Below are 19,776 nucleotides of genomic sequence, written 5' to 3' on the forward strand. Positions count from 1 at the left end.
GGTATGAGACAAAAGAGTAAATGGTTATTGCTGCTTCTTTTATTACTCGTTGTGGGTTTAGTAGGCTGTAACACGAATGAGAAAATAACGACCTCAACAACACCTGATAATAAAGAGAAACCGAAAACTGAAGAGGTTTCGCTAACAATAGGGAGTTGGCGCACAGAAGATGTTGCCAAGTATGAAAAAGTGATTGCTTTATTCAATGAACAACATCCTGAAATACATGTTTCATTTAACCCAACTAAAAATACTGAATATAATACAGTCCTCAATACGGCATTACAGGCTGGAGAGGGTCCAGATATTTTTCACTTACGTCCTTATGCAGCTGGATTGAAGCTTGCGGAGGCAGGTTATGTTGAGAAAATAAACGGCCTAAATGGATTGAATGTATTTCCTGAAGAAGCATTAAAGGCATCTCGCGATGACGAAGGGAATCAGTACGGTGTACCAATTAACTTAAGCTCTACACAATTTTTCTATAATAAGAAGATCTTTAAAGATAATAATCTTGACATTCCTACTACATGGGATGAATTCATGGCATTAAATGACCAATTATTAGAAAAGGGTATTACACCAATTGCAATGGGTACAAAAGAAGGCTGGCTATTATCGTTGTTACACGGTATTGTCGGTCCTGCTGTTTATGAGGGTAATGACTTTTATCAAGCAGTGCTCGCAGGAGAAAAGGATTTTACAGATCCGCAGTTTATTGAATCCATTCAAGTAATGAATGACTTGAAAAGGTATTTTCCTGTCAATTCTGAAGGCTTAGGAATGGATGATATCCGGACTTTGTTTGCGCTAGAAGACGCGGCTATGTTCCCGTTAGGTAGCTGGGAAATTCCTGTTGTATTAGAAATGAATCCAGATTTAGATTTAGGTTATTTTCCTATTCCATCTAAAGAGAGTAATACAACAGTGACGACTTGGGTAGATGGCTCATTTGCAATCAATGCTAATTCGAAAAATAAAGAAGCGGCTAAAGTATTTTTAGAATTTTTAACAACTAAGGAATTTGGTGAGTTGTTTGTAAAAGAGTTTTCTATGATCAGTGCTATTCCTGGTATTACCTCTGACGATGCATTGTTAAATGCTATTAGTCAATCGACTGCAAATGAAGCAACGCCATATATGTGGGTAACTAATTTTACTGGTGGGGACCCAACAACAAAGAGCTTGCTTGAAAGTGAGCTACAAGGCATGTATTTAGATCAAGTAACGCCTGAAGAGGTTGCCACAAAAGTACAGGAAAACGCTAAAACTTGGTTTACGCCATTTCAAAAATAATGAAAGCATCAAGTCAGCAGACCCCTAAAGTTTTATAAGGAGTTTAGGGGTCTTGTTGTTTCATGATTAGTAAAAGGAGGCTACTCATGATAAGGGAATATACAGCTTCATCAGTAAAAAGAAGGAAATCTAGAGTAAAATGGACTATCCATCTTTTTCCTATCCCTGCACTGATAATCTATGGGTTGTTTGTACTTTATCCGATAATAGCGGCATTATCCTATAGTTTTTTTGAATGGAAAGGGATGGCTCGTGGTGATTTTACTGGTTTCCAAAATTTTGTGACGCTTTTTACGACAGAACCCTATGGATCTATGTTTTGGAATGCCTTTAAACATAATGTCCTCTATTTTGTAGTGCAAATGATTGTTATGAATGGATTAGCCTTTTTTCTTGCCTTTATTATTTATCAAAAAATTAAAGGAGCAGAGTTTTTTAAGGCTGCTTTCTTTCTACCGCGTTTATTATCAGTTATTGTTGTAGGTTTCTTATGGAAGCTCATTCTAAATCCTAATTTTGGTACTTTAAATGTCATTTTGGAGAAATTAGGTCTTGAGACCTTACAAAAGGCTTGGCTTGGTGACCCCAAAACGGCATTAATCGCCATTATTTTAGTCAATTGTTGGTTTGGATTAGGTTTTGGTGTCTTAATTTTTCTTGCTGGCTTTCAAGGGATCCCAAGTGAGTTAGTCGAAGCTGCAAAGTTAGATGGCGCTAAGGGCTTTACTTTATTGCGTACAATTTACTTACCTTTAATGGTGCCATCAATAATAATCATGGGCATTTTAACATTTATCCAGTCGTTTGAAGCATTTGAATTAGTATATGCAATGCAGGGCTCCATGGGAGAGCCTTACTATTCTACAGATACGTTAGCAGTGTTTTTCTATCGCTTAGCATTTGGTAGCTCTACCGCTTCTGGCACAACAGCTATTGGGTTGGGTTCGGCGTTGGCTACAGTACTATTCTTATTTATATTAGTTTGTACCACGCTATTTTTACGCTTTGCCAATAAAAGGGATGTTCAAATGTAAGGGGTGAGTCTAGTGAAGCAAGGCGCTATTTGGGTTCGACCATTTTATTATCTTGTGGTGTTTACGGTGGCGACCATTAGTTTATATCCAATTTTGTTAATGATTTTATCTTCATTTAAAAAGAGCGTGGACATCTATAAAAATCCATTGGGTTTACCGACTAGCTTTAGCTTAGATACTTACCGTACATTATTAGCAAAAATTCCATTTACCACGTACTTTCTAAACAGTCTATTTGTCAGTATTGTATCTGTTGTACTAATAGTGGTTGTTTGTTCATTGGCTGCATTTTATATTGCTCGCTTTAAATTCTCTTGGAATCAGGCATTGTTCTTTATTTTTTTATTAGGCATGATGATTCCTATAAAGTTGGGGATTGTACCGCTCTTTATTTTAATGCGTGATTTAGGGCTGATAAATTCCTTATGGTCTTTAATTTTGATGAACATGGCGACAGGTATTCCACTATCCATGCTGATCTTAACTGGCTTTTTTAAAACGATGCCTTATGAATTGGAGGAAGCAGCCCGTATAGATGGGGCGGGGAACTTAAGGGTTCTTTGGCATGTAATGTTACCGTTAATGAGACCTGCACTTGGAACAGTGGTGATTATAAATTTTATTGCTTCATGGAATGATTTCTTCTTTCCTCTTATTTTTATTACAGAAAAAATGAAACGGACGATACCTGTTGGAATGATGTCACTTTTTGGGGAGCATTCGGCAGATTGGGGCTCTCTTTTTGCAGGTTTAACATTAGCTTCATTACCAATGATCCTATTATTCTTTATTGCCTCAAAGCAATTTATGGAGGGACTGACGGCTGGTGCCATTAAATAGGCAATACATTATTGGGATCGATGGTGGTGGGACGAGAACCCGTGCAGTGATTGGGACAAGAAATGGGGAAGTGCTAGCTTTTGTTGAAGGAGCTGGAACGAATATAAAATCAACCTCACCAGACGAGGTAAGGCTACATATTATCAAGCTTCTTGCCACGTTACTACAAAAGATAGATGCGACAAATAATGATATTGCTACGGTGTTCTTATGTGTGGCAGGGGGCGATCGCCAATTAGATAAAGAACGATGGGAGCAATGGATTAGCTTCCTTTTCCCTGCTAGCTCCTGTAAGATAACCATCACCAATGATGCGGTAGCGGCCCTTACTAGCGGCACATTTACACAGCAAGGGCTCGTTGTGATAGCAGGAACGGGTTCCATCGTATATGCGGTTGGAAAAAATCATCAAGTTAGTCGTGTTGGAGGATGGGGTTATTTATTAGGGGATGAGGGCAGTGGGTACTATATTGGGCAAGAGGCATTGCGATTTATTACGCGACATTATGATGCTATTGGCGTGAATGAGGATCTGTTTACAGCGACTATTTTGGAACAGCTAGCGTTAAAAGATCCTAGTGAAATTATTACGCATGTTTATGAGCATCCACAGCCACGTGTACTCATAGCCTCTATAGCTCGTGTAGTGTTGTGTTTAGCAGAGCAAAATAATGATAGGGCACAAAAAATTATTGAACACGCTATACATCATTTAACTCAATTCATCCAAATAATATTGAAAAAAGAGCCGCAGCTAAAAGGTGACTCTATTGTCCTATGTGGAGGGTTATTCGAAAATTTGTATTTTGTTCAATGCTTTCGAGAAAAATTACAGCTTGCTAAAATACTTAATCGACTAATACAGCCAGAGGTGCCACCTGTTATAGGAGCTTTCGTTAATGGACTTCTCAGTGAAGGAATTCCAATCACAGAGGCTTTACAACGAAAGGTAAAAGGAACTTGGATGAGTATCCATGAAAAATAGTATGGAGGGATTTGATTTCAATGGAACGAATGACAAAACTGACGACTGAAGGCTATCATCCAGATACGACAAACCTAGACTTAATGTCCACTATTGAAATTGTAAAGCTGATGAATGAAGAGGATAAAAAAGTACCATTAGCCATAGCAAAGGTTTTACCTGAAATCGAGCAAGCTATCACAGCTGTTGTGCATGCACTAAAGAATGGCGGTAGATTATTTTATGTTGGTGCAGGGACAAGTGGGCGAATTGGTTTGCTAGATGCCGTAGAATGTCCACCTACATTTAGTACTTCACCAAAGCTTGTGCAGGCAATATTGGCTGGAGGAGCAGATGCAGTAATGATTGCCATAGAAGGTGCAGAAGATGATCTTTCATTAGGAGAGGTTGAACTAAAGAAACAGCAGCTAACAAACCAAGATGTAGTAATAGGGATTGCAGCAAGCGGTCGAACGCCTTTTGTCAAAGGGGCATTAAACTATGCTCAACAACTAGGGGCAAAAACAATCAGCTTAGTCAGCAACGCTCATTCTATTATTAGTAAGCATGCAGATATTGCTATAGAGGTGATTACAGGACCAGAAATTTTAACAGGTTCTACAAGGCTAAAGGCTGCAACAGCTCATAAACAAATATTAAATATGATTACAACGACAACCATGATTAAGCTTGGAAAGGTCTATAAAAATTTAATGGTGGACGTTCATGCTAGTAATTTTAAATTGCGTGAGAGAGCCAAACAAATCGTCTGTGAGGTAACGGGTGTTTCTTATAGTCAGGCTGAAAGTGTTCTAGAGCAAAACAATTATCAAGTAAAGCTCGCGATTGTGGTGCTACTAACGAATGCAACGATTGAAGAGGCAACGGAATTACTTGCTCAATCAGAAGGGCATGTGCGTAGAGCGGTGGCACTAAAGAAATATTGAGGAAGGAGGTGCGTGGATAACTTCCTTTTATCTAGAGATGGAGCTGGAAAAATGGAAAAAATAAATGCGGGTTTAATTATGCTTGCTGAAATGTGCGAAAAGCTTCCACTCTCCGAAAAAAAGGTGGCCAGCTATATATTAGCACATCCAACACAGGCTATAAAAATGACTGCGGTTGAACTAGGAGAGGCAAGTCAAACAAGTAGTGCAGCAGTTATTCGGCTGTGTAAATCGTTAAATATTAGTGGTGTTCAAGAGCTGAAATTGCGCATTGCTGGTGATTTACAACATGCTAAAATTGAAGATCGGGATATTGAGGCGAATGAAGCGTTGCCATCGATTGTAGAGAAGGTAACGATGCAAAGTAGTGAAATTTTGACACAAACAGCTAATTTAATAGATATTGCTGAATTAGAACGTGCCATAACGGCCTTATCACAAGCCGATAAAATTATATTTTTTGGAGTGGGTGCATCAGGTATAGCAGCAATGGATGCAGATCAAAAATTTTTACGAATCAATAAAAATAGTAGGGCATTTGTGGATTTGCATTTAGGAGCTACAGCCGTTGTCAATACACAGAAGGGGGATGTGGTAGTAGGTATCTCCTTCTCAGGGGAAACGCACGAAGTGGCTAAAATCCTTGAAATAGCTAGCCAAACACCAGCCACTACAATCAGTTTAACGCGCTATGGTAGTTCACTAGTGTCTAGCCTAGCAGACATTTGTTTATATGTATCTCCCAATGTTGAAGCAACCTTTAGAAGTGGTGCCACTTCCTCACGTCTAGCGCAGTTACTTGTCATTGACATTTTATTTATGGGAGTAGTAACGAGTGCCTATGAGCAGACAGTGGATTATTTAGATGAAACACGTTCTGTTATACAAAGATTGCATAAAAAAGTGGCTAAACGAAAAAATAAAATAAAGTAACGAAGACGATGCTATTAGCTATAGCACCGTCTTCGTTTTTTATCTTAATTCAGTAAAGTTATTTGACGAGTCAGATATAAAAATTCCCTTCTTTCAAGTGGGAGCAATGCATGTTTTTATCAAAGACGCTCCTCTGTTTGAGGATTGAAGAAATGGATCTTTTCTTCCTTCATAACTAGGAAAACCTTGTCAGTTGGATGCAAATTGCTATCAGCCTGTACTCGAGCAATAAAGTTTTGATTTGCTAAAGAACAATAGAGATAAGTTTCTGCTCCTAGTAATTCTGCAACATCAATTGTTGCAGTGAACGTGTAAGGAGAAATAATATCAGTAATTTGTAAATCCTCAGGACGTATACCCATAACAATTTCTTTCCCTAAATAATCTTTTTCCTTTAATAATGACAGGTATAAGGAGGGAATAGGGAAGCTTTGCTCACCTAAAAGGATCTCGGTATCTGTTAGGCGACAGTGGAAGAGGTTCATGGATGGTGAACCAATAAAGCCTGCCACAAACATGTTTAGGGGTGTATTATATACATCTTTAGGTGTCCCGATTTGTTGTATGAGGCCATCCTTCATCACTACTAGACGGGTAGCCATCGTCATAGCCTCTGTTTGATCATGTGTGACATAGATCGTTGTCGTTTGAATTCGTTGATGGAGCTTCTGTATTTCTGCTCGCATTTGTACACGTAATTTGGCATCCAAATTCGAAAGAGGCTCATCCATTAAAAATACCTTAGCATCTCTGACAAGTGCTCTTCCCAGTGCAACACGTTGACGTTGTCCACCAGATAGAGCTTTCGGCTTCCTTTTTAAATAATCCTCTAATCCTAAAATCTTAGCAGCTTCTTTAACACGACGATCTATTTCCTTTTTATCGACCTTTCGTAGCTTTAAGCTAAATGCCATATTATCATAGACTGTCATATGTGGATATAAAGCATAGCTTTGAAATACCATTGCGATGCTACGATCTTTTGATTCCACATCATTCATGAAAACATCGTCAATGTATAGTTCTCCCTTTGAGATATCCTCTAAGCCAGCAATCATACGTAAAGTTGTGGTCTTACCACAGCCAGAAGGACCTACAAACACAATGAATTCTTTATCATGGATATGCAAATTAAAATCAGTTACGGCTTGGATATTTTTATCGTAAATCTTATAGATATGCTCTAACCGTAATTCCGCCATACATACTGCACCCCTTTTCAAGTCATATTTTCATTGTAAATGACTTTAGAATAGAGTGATATGGAAAGCTTGCACAGTGTTGAAAGCATAATTTGTGCAGTTGGTCTTAAAGTGATTCTAAGAAAATAATTGCGAGATAAACTTCTAGTCGATGAGAAAATTGCCGAATATCCTTTTGCGTCATTTGTTGAAATTTTTCTAGGCGATTTTGTAAGGTATTACGGTGCATATACATTTTTTTAGAGGCTAATGTAATATTTCCATCGCATTCAATCAATTTCTTGATTGTATGGAGTAATTCTGGCTGAGAAGTGGCTCTTTTTAGGATAGAGGAGATAAAAATCTCTTTCTCTTGATAGGCTAGATGCTGCGTTACATATGGCACTAAAAGCTCTTGCTGTGTGAGTATATGCTTTGGTGTATAAGTCCAAATGGATGGTAGAAGGTGAACATACCAGTTAAATCGTTCCTTGGTCGTGGTGATGTTGTGTATAACATCAGAAACAAAAATCTTAAAATGAGCCTCTAAGTCTGCCATTATGGGGTTAACATAATGAGCCAAATCTAAAAACTCATGGCAGTCGATACATTCGATTATGACAAATAATTGTGGCTGAAGCGATAGCAGTATAATATCATTTCCGAGTAAAGCTTCGAAGACTGAACGCAATAATGTAGGTGTTGTAAAGTCTTTATCAAAGTGAAGAAATAACAAACGATGCATAGGAAGAGTAGTTGGAGCAATATCTGTTTTATCTGTTAAATAGTCAAGCCAAACTATATCATAGTTATCGGATAAGACAGTGGGTTCTGAGAATATTCGCAATAGCTCATATTCATTTTGTGTCATTGTGTGTATTGGAATTTCGTAAAGCTGATTGTCAAAATTAAATACATAATTTCCATCAGTTCTACCTGAGAAGGGGCTTAATAATGGGAAACGTTGCTGTAATTTTTGAAGATCCATGCATGCCACTCCTTATTTAAATAGAATGTAATAAGGTCAATTTACTATAATTATATGATGAAATGCTTATAGTATTAATATAAAAAAAACACGGACATGAGCATGTATGACAATCATACCTAGCTAATGTCCATGTTATCTATTTAGGCATCTTTTTTAAATAGCTTACCTGGCCAGAAAGCATATTTACCTAATACTGTTGTGATAGCTGGTACAAGTAATGGTCGTACAATAAATGTATCGAGCAATACACCAATTGCTGTCACAACACCAAATTGAACAAGCACTTGAATCGGTAATGTTGCCAGCACCGCAAATGTACCTGCTAGGATGAGTCCAGCAGACGTAATAACGCTTCCTGTTCGGACAACACCTTCTTCTACTGCTGTTAAATGATCAGTGGTTTTACGCTTTTTCCAAATTTCTGAGATCATAAAGATATTATAATCCTCTCCGAGAGCTACTAAGAACACGAAAGCATACAATGGAATAGCTCCAGAAATTGCTTCGGCCCCCATAATATGATGTAAAATTAACCATCCAGCGCCTAATGCCCCAAAATAAGAAATAATAACAGTGGCTAATAGATAAACAGTTGCTGTAATAGAACGTAAATAGACAAATAATAATAATGCGATTAAGGCAATCATGGTTGGCATGATTACTGTTTCATCTCGCTTAGTTATTTGTTGTGTATCATATTGACTAGCTGTTTCTCCACCAAGCCAAACATGTTTCTCAGCGTTGTTGAGACCTTGTTCCTCTAGTATTTTAATAACCTCTTTTTGTAGTTCAGGAATATGAGCTAATGACTCCTGTGCATAAGGGTTGGCATTGAAATTGAGTTCATACAAGTGTATATTTTTATTTTTTTCGCCAATTTGTACATCTGCCACACTATCAATATAAGAGATAGCTTCAAGTTGTTGCTGTATATTAATATCAGTACCTTCTGTGTTTATTACTAATTGAACAGGTGCTAGCTCTCCAGGCGAAAAATTTTCTTCTATTAATGTAAATCCTTCTCTAGACGGCATATCTTTTGGGAAGGATGAAAGCAAATCAAATGTATATTGAATACGCGGAACAAATGCCGCCAACCCCCCAAGCAAGATGACAGTTACAGCGATAACGACCCAAGGTTTATGGGTAACAAAATGACCAATTTTATGACTGAACTTATGTGAAGGCTTATGCTGTTTCTTGCCCTTTTTCTTGGCCATTTCCTCCGTCCGAGGAGTGAAGGGGAAGAACGCTACTCGCCCAATAAGGACAAGAATTGCTGGTAGGACAACAAGTGCTGCGACCCCCATGACAAGCACACCAAAGCTAAATGGTACGGCAAAGCGTTGAAATGCGCCATAATGGGCAAGACTAAGGGTCGCTAAACCTATAACCACTGTTAGGGCACTCATTAAAATAGCACCACCCGATTCTTTAACAGCTAGCTTCATTGCGACCGTTTTATCCTCAACATCAAAGAGTATTTCTCTATATTTTGAAATTAAAAATAAACAATAGTCAGTACCTGCACCGAAAAGTAAAACAGTCATAATGGAAACAGCCTGTGAATCTTTATCTATCCATCCCTGTTCAGCAAAAAAACCAAGTGTCGGGCTAATTACACCATAGGCAAGCCCTACAACAATTAAAGGAATAATAGCTAGCAATGGCGAACGATAAATAATAATAAGTAATACCAAAACGAGTAATACAGTTGCGATTAATAGCTTCACATCTGCTTGTGAAAATAAACTGACAGCATCAGTGGCAATTCCCACTGGTCCAGAATAGCGCACATGGAGTGCATCGCTTGATAATTTATCATCTAATTGGACTTGATAACCTTCCATTATTTTTGTCAGCTTATCTAAACTATCCTGTAGTATATCTGTAGCGACACCTTTTTCAAAAAACACAGGTGTAACAATTGTTGTACCATTTTCAGAAGCGGAAGCCATTAAAGCCTGAGGAGGCATTTGATCAAATGGTGGAACCATTGTTTGATGGGCTAAGGGCTTTGCTTGCAGCTCCTTGTATACACCCTGTATAGCCGAAAAATCATCAGGTGTTAAGCCATTTACGCGATGCCACACCAACAATAGAGGTGTTCCAGCATCATTAGGAAATTGCTCTGCAATAATGGACGCAGCTTGCTCAGACATTTCCGTGTCAGGTAAGTTTTTGCCTGACTCACTTTCTATGCTATTGATTTGTGGCCAAGCAAATGAGAATACAACTACTAATAACACCCAAAAAGCTAGTGCTAATAATCTTCCCTTTTTACTTGCAACCATTGAGCCCCATTGCTCAAGTGGATGTTTTTTCATCAAAAGACCCCCATTTCATGTAAGTGACTTAATTATATATACTAGAAGGTTAATTAATCAATCCATAAATATTAATATGTTATAATATGCGTAAAAAGAATGCTTAATTAAGGAGGCGAACTTGTTGAAACAATCACCGCGTGTTCTCGGAAGACCTCGCCATGATGAAAATGCGAAACCTACAAAAGATATTGTCCTTGAAACGGCCACAAGACTTTTTATTAAAGAGGGCTACAAAAATATTTCAATGGATGATGTAGCAAAGGCTTGTAACGTAACAAAGGCGACTGTCTATTACTACTACCCAACTAAAGGGGATTTATATACATCTGCTTTAATTGCTATGATGGATCGTATCAAGCTATCTATTCTACAAATTTTAGAGCAGCCTAAACCATTTAAAGAACGACTCGAACAGCTCGTTGAAGTTCATTTATCAGCCACGATCGATATTGATATGAAAAATTTTATGAAAGAGGCTACCATCAATCTTTCGGAAACGCAGCTGAGACAAGTTCAAGCATCCGAAAATGGTATGTATCAAACAATAGAGCAGTCTATGCAAGAAGAGATGGAAAAGGGCACAATTCGAAAAGGAAATGCAAAGTTTTTCGCTCATAACTTTATGGCATTAATGACTGTAGGGTATTTTAAAGATGGCGATGGTAAAACTTTGCTAGGCTCAGTAGATGTGACGGCAAAGGAAGTAACAAATTTCTTCTGGCTTTCTGTTGAAAAACGTTAACACAAAATAGGTTTTTAAAAGGAGTTATCTCATTGTATTTGGGATACTTCTTTTTAGTGATGTAAGTCACAGACAATTAGAGCGATTCTTCATTATAGTAGGGGTGTGGCCTAGAAAGTAGTGGAACATCGTAACTCAAAAAGAAACTATTTTAGCCTAAAACTAGGGACAACCGTAATGGGGGAATGACAATGACAATTATTTCAATCCAAGCAATGCTAGAAGAAAAGACTAAACATATTGGTAAATTAGGGAGTATCGCTGGTGCAGATATTTTGAACATTCAATTGCGTGCTGGTGAAAAAATTCCTGAGCATCATGCGGACAATGAAGTGCTAATTATTGTTCAATTTGGTGAAGCTCGCTTTATCGTTGAAGGTGTGGAGGAAATTTTGACACCAGATACAATTTTAGCTTTAAAACCATCTGAAAAGCACAGCTTAGAAGCAATTACAGACGTTCGTGTTATTGTAATTAAATTAAAATAAAGAAGAGCTCCTACTTTATATGGAGCTTTTTATATGCTCATTTTTGAAGAACTATAATTTTATGTGGTGACAGACGTGCAACGATAGAGATGCCTTGTAGAAGCTGTTTATGCTTCATAAACGTTTGATACAACAGTTGCACAAGCCCAGCTTTCTGCTCGTATAGAGGAGACGAAAAATCATTAGAGTAAAGCTGTTTCTAAAGAAGTGAGTGAAAGACTTGCTTCCTTTATTCTAAAATCTGCTTCGTTAGCCAAGAATGATACATTTCTATTGACACTAACAAAAAAGATTTAACTTCCTTAATGAATACTACTAGAGAAACCTTAAGCCGTCGATTATCTGCTTTCCAAAAAGAAGGGTATATAGAGATGACAGGAAAAAGAATTGTCAATAAAAATTATGATGCGTTGGAAAATTTATTATAGCAAGACAGTTAATAGTTGATGAAATCAATGAATTTTGAAAAGATTGTCGAAATTGTGATATAGCTCATTGAAATAATGTACAAACAGTCTTATAATGAAGGTTGTAATGTCACCAAGACAAGATAAGGATGGTATTATGATGCGCTTTTTGCGATTTAAAGTAAACATTGTAATAACAAGTCATACGAATCGCTATCCAGCCCTTGTGACTGGTGATTGTGTAAGATATACGCTGTAACGACTGTTAAGTTTTACCTTAATGGTCTTTTTTACATGTAAGCAATAAAAAATAGTACTAGTGATGGCAAAGGAGAGTTCAAAATGTCAGAAACGAATAACCAAACACAGGCTGAACAAGTAACTGTGAGTAAAGAGCAATTAGATGTACTAGATCAATTATTAAAGCCTGAAGTTCAAGAATCACTTACAACTTTAGTTGAGCAATTACCGAAGTTAACTGAAATGATGACATTATTAACGAAATCATATGAGTTTGCTCAAGCTGTTGCAACAGACGAAGTGCTTAAAAACGATACTGTTGGAGCAGTAACAGAAATCGCTGGTCCTGTAGTTGGCTCTGCGAAAAACCTTGCAGCAACTGCAATTGAAGCGAAAGACCGTGCATCTGAAAGCCATGAAGTAATTGGTTTATTCGGTCTTGTGAAAATGTTAAAAGACCCTCAAGTTCAAAATGTTTTCCGTTTTGTTAATGCTTTCTTACAAGTAAGCTCAGAACGCAAAGCCAAATAAGACTCAAGGTAAATTCAATTCGTAAGGACGGAGGATTAATTAATCATGTCAAAAGAAATCGTCATCTTAGGTGCAGGTTACGCTGGCGTTTTAACTGCATTAACAGCACGTAAGTATCTATCAGCTGATGAAGCTAAAATCACTGTAGTAAACCAATTCCCAACACACCAAATTATCACTGAGCTTCACCGTTTAGCTGGTGGTACAATTGCAGAAGGTGCTGTTGCATTACCACTTAAAAAAATCTTTAAAGGTTTAGATATTGACCTACACATTGCGAAAGTATCCAAATTTAATGTTGATACTAAAAAAGTTGATCTAGATAATGGTTATACATTAACTTACGACACACTTGTAGTATCTTTAGGTAGCCAAACAGGATTCTTTGGTATCCCAGGATTAGAAGAAAACTCTATGGTTCTTAAATCAGTAAATGATGCCAATAAAATCAACAAACATATTGAAGACCGCATTGAAGCATATGCACAATCTAAAGATGAAGCAGATGCAACAATCGTTATTGGTGGTGGCGGTTTAACAGGTGTTGAGCTTGTTGGTGAAATCGTGGACAACTTCCCGAAAATCGCTGCAAAGCATGGTGTTAATTTTGCTGATCTTAAAATTAAACTTGTTGAAGCTGGTCCGAAAATCTTGCCAGTTCTTCCAGATACACTTATCCATCGTGCTACTGAAAGCTTAACTAAACGTGGCGTAGAATTTATTACAGGTACACCAGTAACAGGTGTTGACGGCAACGTTATTTCTTTAAAAGATCGTGAACCAATTGTTGCAAATACACTTGTTTGGACAGGTGGGGTAGCTCCACTTCCAATCGTAGGCGAATCAGGTCTAGCTGCTGATCGTGGCAAAGCAACGATTAATGAATTCTTACAATCTACATCTCACGAAGATGTCTTTGTTATTGGTGATGCATCGGTTGCCCTACCAGCTGATGGAGGTCGTCCACTATACGCTCCAACAGCACAAGTTGCATGGCAAATGGGTGAATGTGCTGGTTATAATGTATTTGCACAATACAAAAACCAAGACATGAAAGCATTCTCAGCTGTAAACTCTGGCACACTTGCAAGCTTAGGTCGTAAAGATGCTGTTGCTACAATTGGTGCGAGCAACACAGAGCTTAAAGGCCTTCCTGCAACATTAATGAAAGAAGCTTCTAATATTCGTTACTTAACACATATTAAAGCTTTATTTGGTTTAGCCTATTAAAAAACAAAACACTCACTACTATCACGCTATGTCGTTGTTAGTAGTGAGTGTTTGTTTTTTTCTTAAAATGTATATTAATTACTTTAAATCCAGTAAAATAAATACATATTCATATTCTATTTTCTGAGGTGATGGCTGTGTTAACAATGTTTCAATCAAAAAAAGTAGATATAGAGCAATTTAAGGCTAAAATTGATGAACTGAATGCAAAGCTGGATAAGAAAGATCATGAATTTCAAATTTTTTTAAATGAGTTACATAAGGAAATCATTGAAACTATTGAACAACATAACAAGGTAAATGACCAGCATACTATTTTAGGAGAAATGGTCGCAAATATTGTAGGAGAGTTTAATAAAGTGGAGGATAGCACAATTCAATCCAATAAAATTTCTGAAAATGCCCTAGATAAAGGCGATTTATTAATCTCTTCCTCGGATCAAATGATGACATTATCGGTTGAAAGTAAGCAGGCTGTTCAGGAGGTAGAGCATTTGATTGATGCGTTAGGAGAGCAGTCTCAAAAAACATCTTTAAGCATGAGTAATTTAAGTGAGCGCTCAAAGCAAATAGCGGAAATTGTTAATGTTATTGGAGAAATATCAAATCAAACCAATTTACTAGCTTTGAATGCATCTATTGAGGCAGCAAGAGCAGGGGAGCATGGTAAAGGCTTTTCGGTTGTTGCCGAGGAAGTTCGCAAATTAGCTGAAAATACGAAAACAAGCACAGAAGATATTGCTAATTTAACAAAGAAAATAGAAGAACAAATTGGACTTGCTTACGAGGATAATAAAAATAATATGCAGCTAGTAACGGAAGGCATTGATAAAAGTGCTAAAACATCAGTAAAAATTGATCAATTGCTGCATATTATGACAAATGTTCAAACGGGAATAAATGAGCTATTAGCTTCAATTAAAGAGCAGAAGCTATCAAACGAAGACGTTATGCATAAATTTAATAGGACGACAGCCTTATTTGATGAAACAAATCGCGTTCTAACAAGCCATATTGATGAATCAGAAATGGTAACAAAAAAATTATTAGAGGCAGTTGATCAAGTAAAGCATTTCCCAACTGAAAGATAGATAATCTAACTTAAATTCTATGGAAATTTAAAAAGCAAGAACCCTGCATAGCGGCAACTTTTCAACTTCTTAGTGACTACTACAGGGTTCATTTAATTATTTCAAGTCGCCAACTTTTTCTTTTAATGCGGCTAATTGATCTGGATAGTTTTTTTCAGTGATTTCATTCCACAATTCTGCATCTTTAATTCCACATCTTTCGGGAATAAAGACTGGGTCAAGACCCAACTTCTTCTGCTCTTCATAGTCTCTTAATGTAGCTAAACCTGGCTTTGTTAATAAGATAATAGCAATTAGGTTTAACCATGCAAGTGTACCTACACCGATATCAGCAAGATTCCAAGCAGTTGATGAGGAACGAATTGTTCCAAAAAAGATTGAGATAACTAGTAGTACTTTTACGACAATAGCAATAGTAGCAAAGTTTTTATTGTTTCTAAATAAGTAAGCAACATTACTTTCCGTGTATACCCCAAAAGCAAGCATAGTAGTTATTGCAAAGAAAAATACAGCGACAGCCACAAAAGGACTTCCTAAACCAGGAATGAATGAGTTAATTGCTTCTTGTGCGAATGCCGTACCTGCTTCAACTCCTGGTAGATTCTCAACCAAAAATCCCCCATTAGGATGGGCAATATTGTAACTGCCTGTGGAGATGATCATAATGGCTGTAGCTGTACATACAAGTAGTGTATCAACATAGACCGAGAATGCTTGGACAAGCCCTTGTTTAGCAGGATGAGATACTTCTGCGGTACCAGCTGCCTGTGCTCCAGTACCTTGACCTGCTTCATTTGAATAAGCCCCTCTTTTTACACCCCACATAATTGCATTTCCAAAAACAGCACCGAATGCAGCATTTAAATTAAAGGCAGAGCTGAAAATTAAAGCAAATATTGCAGGTACATCTTTTATATTGATAAATAAAATAATGAATGCAAGAAGTATGTAAGCAGTTGCCATAAACGGTACAGCATATTCAGCAACTTTTCCAACCCTTTTAATACCGCCAAAAATAGCAAATCCAAATATTGCGGAAACAATAATACCTGTAATTATTGGTGAAATCCCGAAGGCATTTTTTGTAGAATCAGCAATATTAAAGGCTTGAACACCTGAACCAGTGAAACCAGTTGCTATAATAGTAGCGATAGCAAATAATATAGCAAATGGCTTATTTTTCAAACCCTTTTCAATATAGTATGCGGGTCCTCCACGATACTCTCCTGCGATTTCTTGTTTCCAAACCTGGGCTAACGAGGACTCAATATAGGCAGCACCAGCTCCTAAAAAGGCTATGACCCACATCCAAAAGATAGCCCCTGGTCCTCCAAAATAAATTGCTGTAGCTACACCAGCGATATTCCCAATACCGACACGTCCACCTAATGCCATTGCAAAGCTTTGAAAAGATGAAACGCCATTTGCCGAAGTTTTTCTATTAAATAATTGTTTAATCATATCTTTGAAGAGACGTAGCTGTGGAAACTTCATAATAAGCGAAAAGTAAACGCCAGCTCCTAAGCAAAGATAAACTAATGCATTACTCCAGATAATCCCTGCTATTTTACCTGTTAAAGCGGCAAAATCCATATAACAACCTCTTTCTATTTTGTACTGTGTCATCTTAGATTATTAGGTAACAATTTAAATGAGAGGATATGAAAGCTATTTTGAATGAAGTTTCTTTTACTTAAAATAAACTTTTAATCAATGTATCAATCATAATAGGCATCTCTTTAAACGCACTATCCACATGTAATCGCTCTGTTTTTTGATGGGCATCCTTACCAAATGGGCCGACATTTAAGACAGGACCTTGTAATGCCGCCATCTCTTTGAATGGAATATGATACGTATCGCCCCATACGGGTGTGTTCCGCTCAAATGCTAGCCACTCATTAGATGCATCTGAATAGTTGACATAGCTTAAATCACAAATTCCGTTAAAGTAGTGGATCTGCTCCACCTCAATATCAAATGTTTGAGCTGTTTGCTTCATTAATTCAATCGACTGTTTCACTAATGGATGGTTGGATGAATTAATGGCTGGATAGTAAGGTGGTGCATATAACAGGACTGTGGCAGGTGCTAATTCCTGACAGCGAATCATGAGCTGATCCACAATACGAATCGATTTTTCACGATCATCCCATGCAGGATGCTGCTGAACCTGCAGCTTAATCGCTTGTACTTCCTCAGCTCCTAACTTATCAATCGCATGCTCCAATAATGCCTCGTAGCGTAAGACCTTTACCTTGCCTACACCCTGAACATTTTCTCTTGTACAAATATCCTGATAGTGCGCATTGCAAGCAGCCATTGCCTGTAACGCAACTTCCTCAAAAATAGCCATTACCTCAGCCGCTGTCCGTTTTAACAAAAAGACATTGTAAAGTGCCGCCGCACGGTATGGTGTTTGTGTAGAATACTCCATTTTTAAATCTTTTAATTGTAGAGAAACGGGTAGTGGTGTGCTTTCACCTAAATCTGTTTCACGGAAAAGGGGATTCCACTCCATATGCTGTGTCATATAGGAAGCGATAAAGGTAGCTGTCATCCCTTTTAATGGCTCACCGACATGTGTCTCTTTTCCGTAGAACAAAGCAGCAGGCATGATTTTACCAATTGTACCTGAATAAATATATTCATTCGTATCCGAAGGCCCTTGTGAAAACGATGGCTCACTATTTAAAAATAATTTATAAGTTAAACCATGCTGTTCCCGCAGTCTCACGAGTTCCACAACAGCCGCTCTCATACCAGCAGAGTTAACTTCCTCATCAGGAACCGTTGTTAAAATCAAATTAATCGGCCATTGCTCTAAGCTTGCCTTTTCGATCAACTGCATGTGTAAGGCAAGACCCATTTTCATATCCATTGTGCCGCGACCAAATAAATAATTCCCAGATGCCAAATCAATGCGAGCTGCCTCTGGTAAATCTTTTAGGTATTTAGGTTCCATTAGCTTTTTCGTTAGTTCTTCTGGATAAAAGGCTAACGGCTCTAGTTCACCATATTCCTCCGTATGCACGGTATCGAAGTGACTGATTAACACAACAGTTTCTGTTGCCGTGGGATGCTTATAGAAGGCTGTCACTGCATTTCTGCCAAGCCCTGCATCATGTAATTCAATCAAGTCTGGATGCTTTTCAAAGTATGGAAGCGTTAACAATTTATCTTTTAAGCGAAAGGCAAATTTATTTTCGCCCGCCGTTAATGTTCGGCTTTCCCAGCTCACAAGTTCACATAATAGGGCACGTAGTTTTTCGGGTGTATCCCACATAAAAGTATTCATAATTTTTGCTCCTTTTGATAGTAAAGTATTTTATTTTTCAAGATGATGTAAATAGATAATTAGAAGAGAAATACATATTTTTATCGTTATTTATTTTTCACTATATGAAATTTAATCTACATAGTGGAATATAAATTCATCGTAAATGCAAAACAACAAATTGTCAATTTTAATTTTTGTGAATACTCGTAATTTTCCACACTAATTGAGTGGAACTATGTATATATTTCATGTAGCATCTATTTATATGCATAAAAATTAGTTAAAATAAAATGAAACTATATTCAAAAGCGGGCTACATGTAAAAAATTGAAGGTACATAAAAATTTGATAATTTGCATGAATTTTAATTTCATAATGATCCTAGTTAAAGTTAACTGGATCTATAAAAACCTTAAGATAGTGATCATATGGGGAAATGAAAGGGAGTAATTGTAATGATTCAATCAATCGAAAGAGCTATGTTAGTTATAAATATATTGGCGAAGCATCCGAAGCGTTTTTTTACTGTGCAAGAAATTTTTAATGAAACAGACTTGCCTACTAGCACAATTTACAGATTATTATATACATTAGAAAGTTTTGATTTAGTAGAGAGAAATGAGAATAAAAAAGAATTTCGATTAGGGTATACATGGTTGCAACTTGGCATGAAAATGTATCATGAGACGGATATTAGAGAAAAAGCACATCCTCTATTAGAAAACCTTGCATATAATGTTCGCGAAACAATCTATTTAAGTATTGCGAAACAGTTTGCATCCATTATTATTGATCGAATTGATAGTCCTAAAAATGTCCGTATTATTGATATGATTGGTGAAAAAATCCCGTATCCTATAGGAGCTCCAAATAAAGTATTGCTTGCGTTTTCTAAAAGCGATGTACAGCAACAATTTTTCCAACAACTTGAGGAGCCTGAGAAAGAAAAATTGATAGAGAGCCTCAATGATGTAAGAGAAAAAGGCATTGCCATAAGCGTTGGAGAAAAAACAAAGGGGACAGTATCCATAGCAGCTCCTATATTTGATTCAAATAAACAAATAATTGCAGCCATTAGTGCAGAGTGCTTTGAATATGATACAGATGCTGAAAAATTAGAAAGTATAACACAGGAAGTCATTAAAACGGCACAGCAACTATCCTATGAATTAGGATATATATAAAAATTATTTCCTTCGATAAAAAACCATCTAGTGTCAAAAAATAGTGGACATTAGATGGTTGATTTTT

Annotated in this window: 19 protein-coding genes; 14 read left to right on the forward strand and 5 right to left on the reverse strand. The window is 37.1% G+C overall.

Going from position 1 to position 19,776, the window contains the following annotated elements; genetic code table 11:
- The first annotated feature begins 3 nt into the window (after positions 1–3).
- The 6 genes from PSR12_RS01480 to PSR12_RS01505 all read left to right on the forward strand — a co-directional run bounded on the left by PSR12_RS01480 (position 4) and on the right by PSR12_RS01505 (position 6,014).
- Positions 4–1,296 carry an ABC transporter substrate-binding protein gene (locus tag PSR12_RS01480; protein ID WP_274771302.1) on the forward strand — a complete coding sequence of 431 codons (1,293 nt, stop codon included), beginning with the start codon at positions 4–6 and terminating at the stop codon, positions 1,294–1,296.
- Positions 1,297–1,382: 86 nt separating this feature from the next.
- Positions 1,383–2,330, forward strand: a complete 948-nt coding sequence (locus PSR12_RS01485) for a carbohydrate ABC transporter permease (RefSeq protein WP_274771303.1) — start codon at positions 1,383–1,385, stop codon at positions 2,328–2,330.
- 12 nt (positions 2,331–2,342) lie between these two features.
- Positions 2,343–3,170, forward strand: coding sequence for a carbohydrate ABC transporter permease (locus PSR12_RS01490; protein WP_004227733.1), 828 nt, complete (start codon positions 2,343–2,345; stop codon positions 3,168–3,170).
- Complete coding sequence (locus tag PSR12_RS01495; protein WP_274771304.1) at positions 3,157–4,155, forward strand: N-acetylglucosamine kinase; 999 nt, start codon at positions 3,157–3,159, stop codon at positions 4,153–4,155. The genes PSR12_RS01490 and PSR12_RS01495 overlap by 14 nt, the downstream gene beginning before the upstream one ends.
- Positions 4,156–4,175: 20 nt before the next feature.
- Positions 4,176–5,081 carry an N-acetylmuramic acid 6-phosphate etherase gene (gene murQ / locus PSR12_RS01500; protein WP_274771305.1) on the forward strand — a complete coding sequence of 302 codons (906 nt, stop codon included), beginning with the start codon at positions 4,176–4,178 and terminating at the stop codon, positions 5,079–5,081.
- 51 nt (positions 5,082–5,132) lie between these two features.
- The gene (locus tag PSR12_RS01505) at positions 5,133–6,014 is read left to right on the forward strand and encodes a MurR/RpiR family transcriptional regulator (protein ID WP_221683378.1); all 882 of its coding nucleotides are present in this window, start codon (positions 5,133–5,135) and stop codon (positions 6,012–6,014) included.
- A gap of 119 nt (positions 6,015–6,133) precedes the next feature.
- Here the strand turns inward: PSR12_RS01505 and PSR12_RS01510 are convergent, their stop codons facing one another.
- The 3 genes from PSR12_RS01510 to PSR12_RS01520 all read right to left on the reverse strand — a co-directional run bounded on the left by PSR12_RS01510 (position 6,134) and on the right by PSR12_RS01520 (position 10,513).
- The gene (locus tag PSR12_RS01510; protein WP_221683379.1) at positions 6,134–7,216 is read right to left on the reverse strand and encodes an ABC transporter ATP-binding protein; all 1,083 of its coding nucleotides are present in this window, start codon (positions 7,214–7,216) and stop codon (positions 6,134–6,136) included.
- A gap of 106 nt (positions 7,217–7,322) precedes the next feature.
- Positions 7,323–8,183: a PucR family transcriptional regulator gene (locus tag PSR12_RS01515; RefSeq protein WP_274771306.1), complete on the reverse strand. Its 861-nt coding sequence runs from the start codon at positions 8,181–8,183 to the stop codon at positions 7,323–7,325.
- A 143-nt stretch (positions 8,184–8,326) separates the two neighbouring features.
- Entirely contained in the window at positions 8,327–10,513 is a 2,187-nt protein-coding gene (locus tag PSR12_RS01520) for an MMPL family transporter (protein ID WP_274771307.1), read from the reverse strand.
- Between the two features lie 124 nt (positions 10,514–10,637).
- Here PSR12_RS01520 and PSR12_RS01525 point away from each other — a divergent pair, with 124 nt between their 5' ends.
- From PSR12_RS01525 to PSR12_RS01550, 7 genes are all read left to right on the forward strand, one after another.
- Positions 10,638–11,258 carry a TetR/AcrR family transcriptional regulator gene (locus PSR12_RS01525; protein WP_257521015.1) on the forward strand — a complete coding sequence of 207 codons (621 nt, stop codon included), beginning with the start codon at positions 10,638–10,640 and terminating at the stop codon, positions 11,256–11,258.
- Between the two features lie 191 nt (positions 11,259–11,449).
- Positions 11,450–11,746, forward strand: coding sequence for a cupin domain-containing protein (locus PSR12_RS01530; RefSeq protein WP_221683383.1), 297 nt, complete (start codon positions 11,450–11,452; stop codon positions 11,744–11,746).
- 272 nt (positions 11,747–12,018) lie between these two features.
- Positions 12,019–12,174 carry a helix-turn-helix domain-containing protein gene (locus PSR12_RS23860; protein ID WP_370635401.1) on the forward strand — a complete coding sequence of 52 codons (156 nt, stop codon included), beginning with the start codon at positions 12,019–12,021 and terminating at the stop codon, positions 12,172–12,174.
- 106 nt (positions 12,175–12,280) lie between these two features.
- Positions 12,281–12,412: a hypothetical protein gene (locus PSR12_RS01535; RefSeq protein ID WP_255349861.1), complete on the forward strand. Its 132-nt coding sequence runs from the start codon at positions 12,281–12,283 to the stop codon at positions 12,410–12,412.
- 83 nt (positions 12,413–12,495) lie between these two features.
- Positions 12,496–12,924 (forward strand): helical membrane plugin domain-containing protein, encoded by a 429-nt coding sequence (locus PSR12_RS01540; protein WP_004227758.1) that lies wholly within the window; start codon positions 12,496–12,498, stop codon positions 12,922–12,924.
- Positions 12,925–12,969: 45 nt separating this feature from the next.
- A complete protein-coding gene (locus tag PSR12_RS01545) occupies positions 12,970–14,154 on the forward strand; it encodes an NAD(P)/FAD-dependent oxidoreductase (RefSeq protein WP_221683385.1) in 1,185 nt (394 codons plus the stop codon).
- Between the two features lie 131 nt (positions 14,155–14,285).
- A complete protein-coding gene (locus PSR12_RS01550; RefSeq protein WP_255601754.1) occupies positions 14,286–15,245 on the forward strand; it encodes a methyl-accepting chemotaxis protein in 960 nt (319 codons plus the stop codon).
- 96 nt (positions 15,246–15,341) lie between these two features.
- Here PSR12_RS01550 and PSR12_RS01555 read toward each other — a convergent pair whose 3' ends face one another.
- Positions 15,342–16,838 (reverse strand): alanine/glycine:cation symporter family protein, encoded by a 1,497-nt coding sequence (locus PSR12_RS01555; protein WP_221683387.1) that lies wholly within the window; start codon positions 16,836–16,838, stop codon positions 15,342–15,344.
- A 100-nt stretch (positions 16,839–16,938) separates the two neighbouring features.
- Complete coding sequence (locus PSR12_RS01560) at positions 16,939–18,543, reverse strand: M20/M25/M40 family metallo-hydrolase (protein ID WP_274771314.1); 1,605 nt, start codon at positions 18,541–18,543, stop codon at positions 16,939–16,941.
- A gap of 437 nt (positions 18,544–18,980) precedes the next feature.
- Here PSR12_RS01560 and PSR12_RS01565 point away from each other — a divergent pair, with 437 nt between their 5' ends.
- Positions 18,981–19,709 (forward strand): IclR family transcriptional regulator, encoded by a 729-nt coding sequence (locus tag PSR12_RS01565; protein WP_221678993.1) that lies wholly within the window; start codon positions 18,981–18,983, stop codon positions 19,707–19,709.
- Positions 19,710–19,776 lie beyond the last annotated feature (67 nt).

This window comes from Lysinibacillus sp. G01H (assembly GCF_028872195.1).
Classification (GTDB): domain Bacteria; phylum Bacillota; class Bacilli; order Bacillales_A; family Planococcaceae; genus Lysinibacillus; species Lysinibacillus capsici.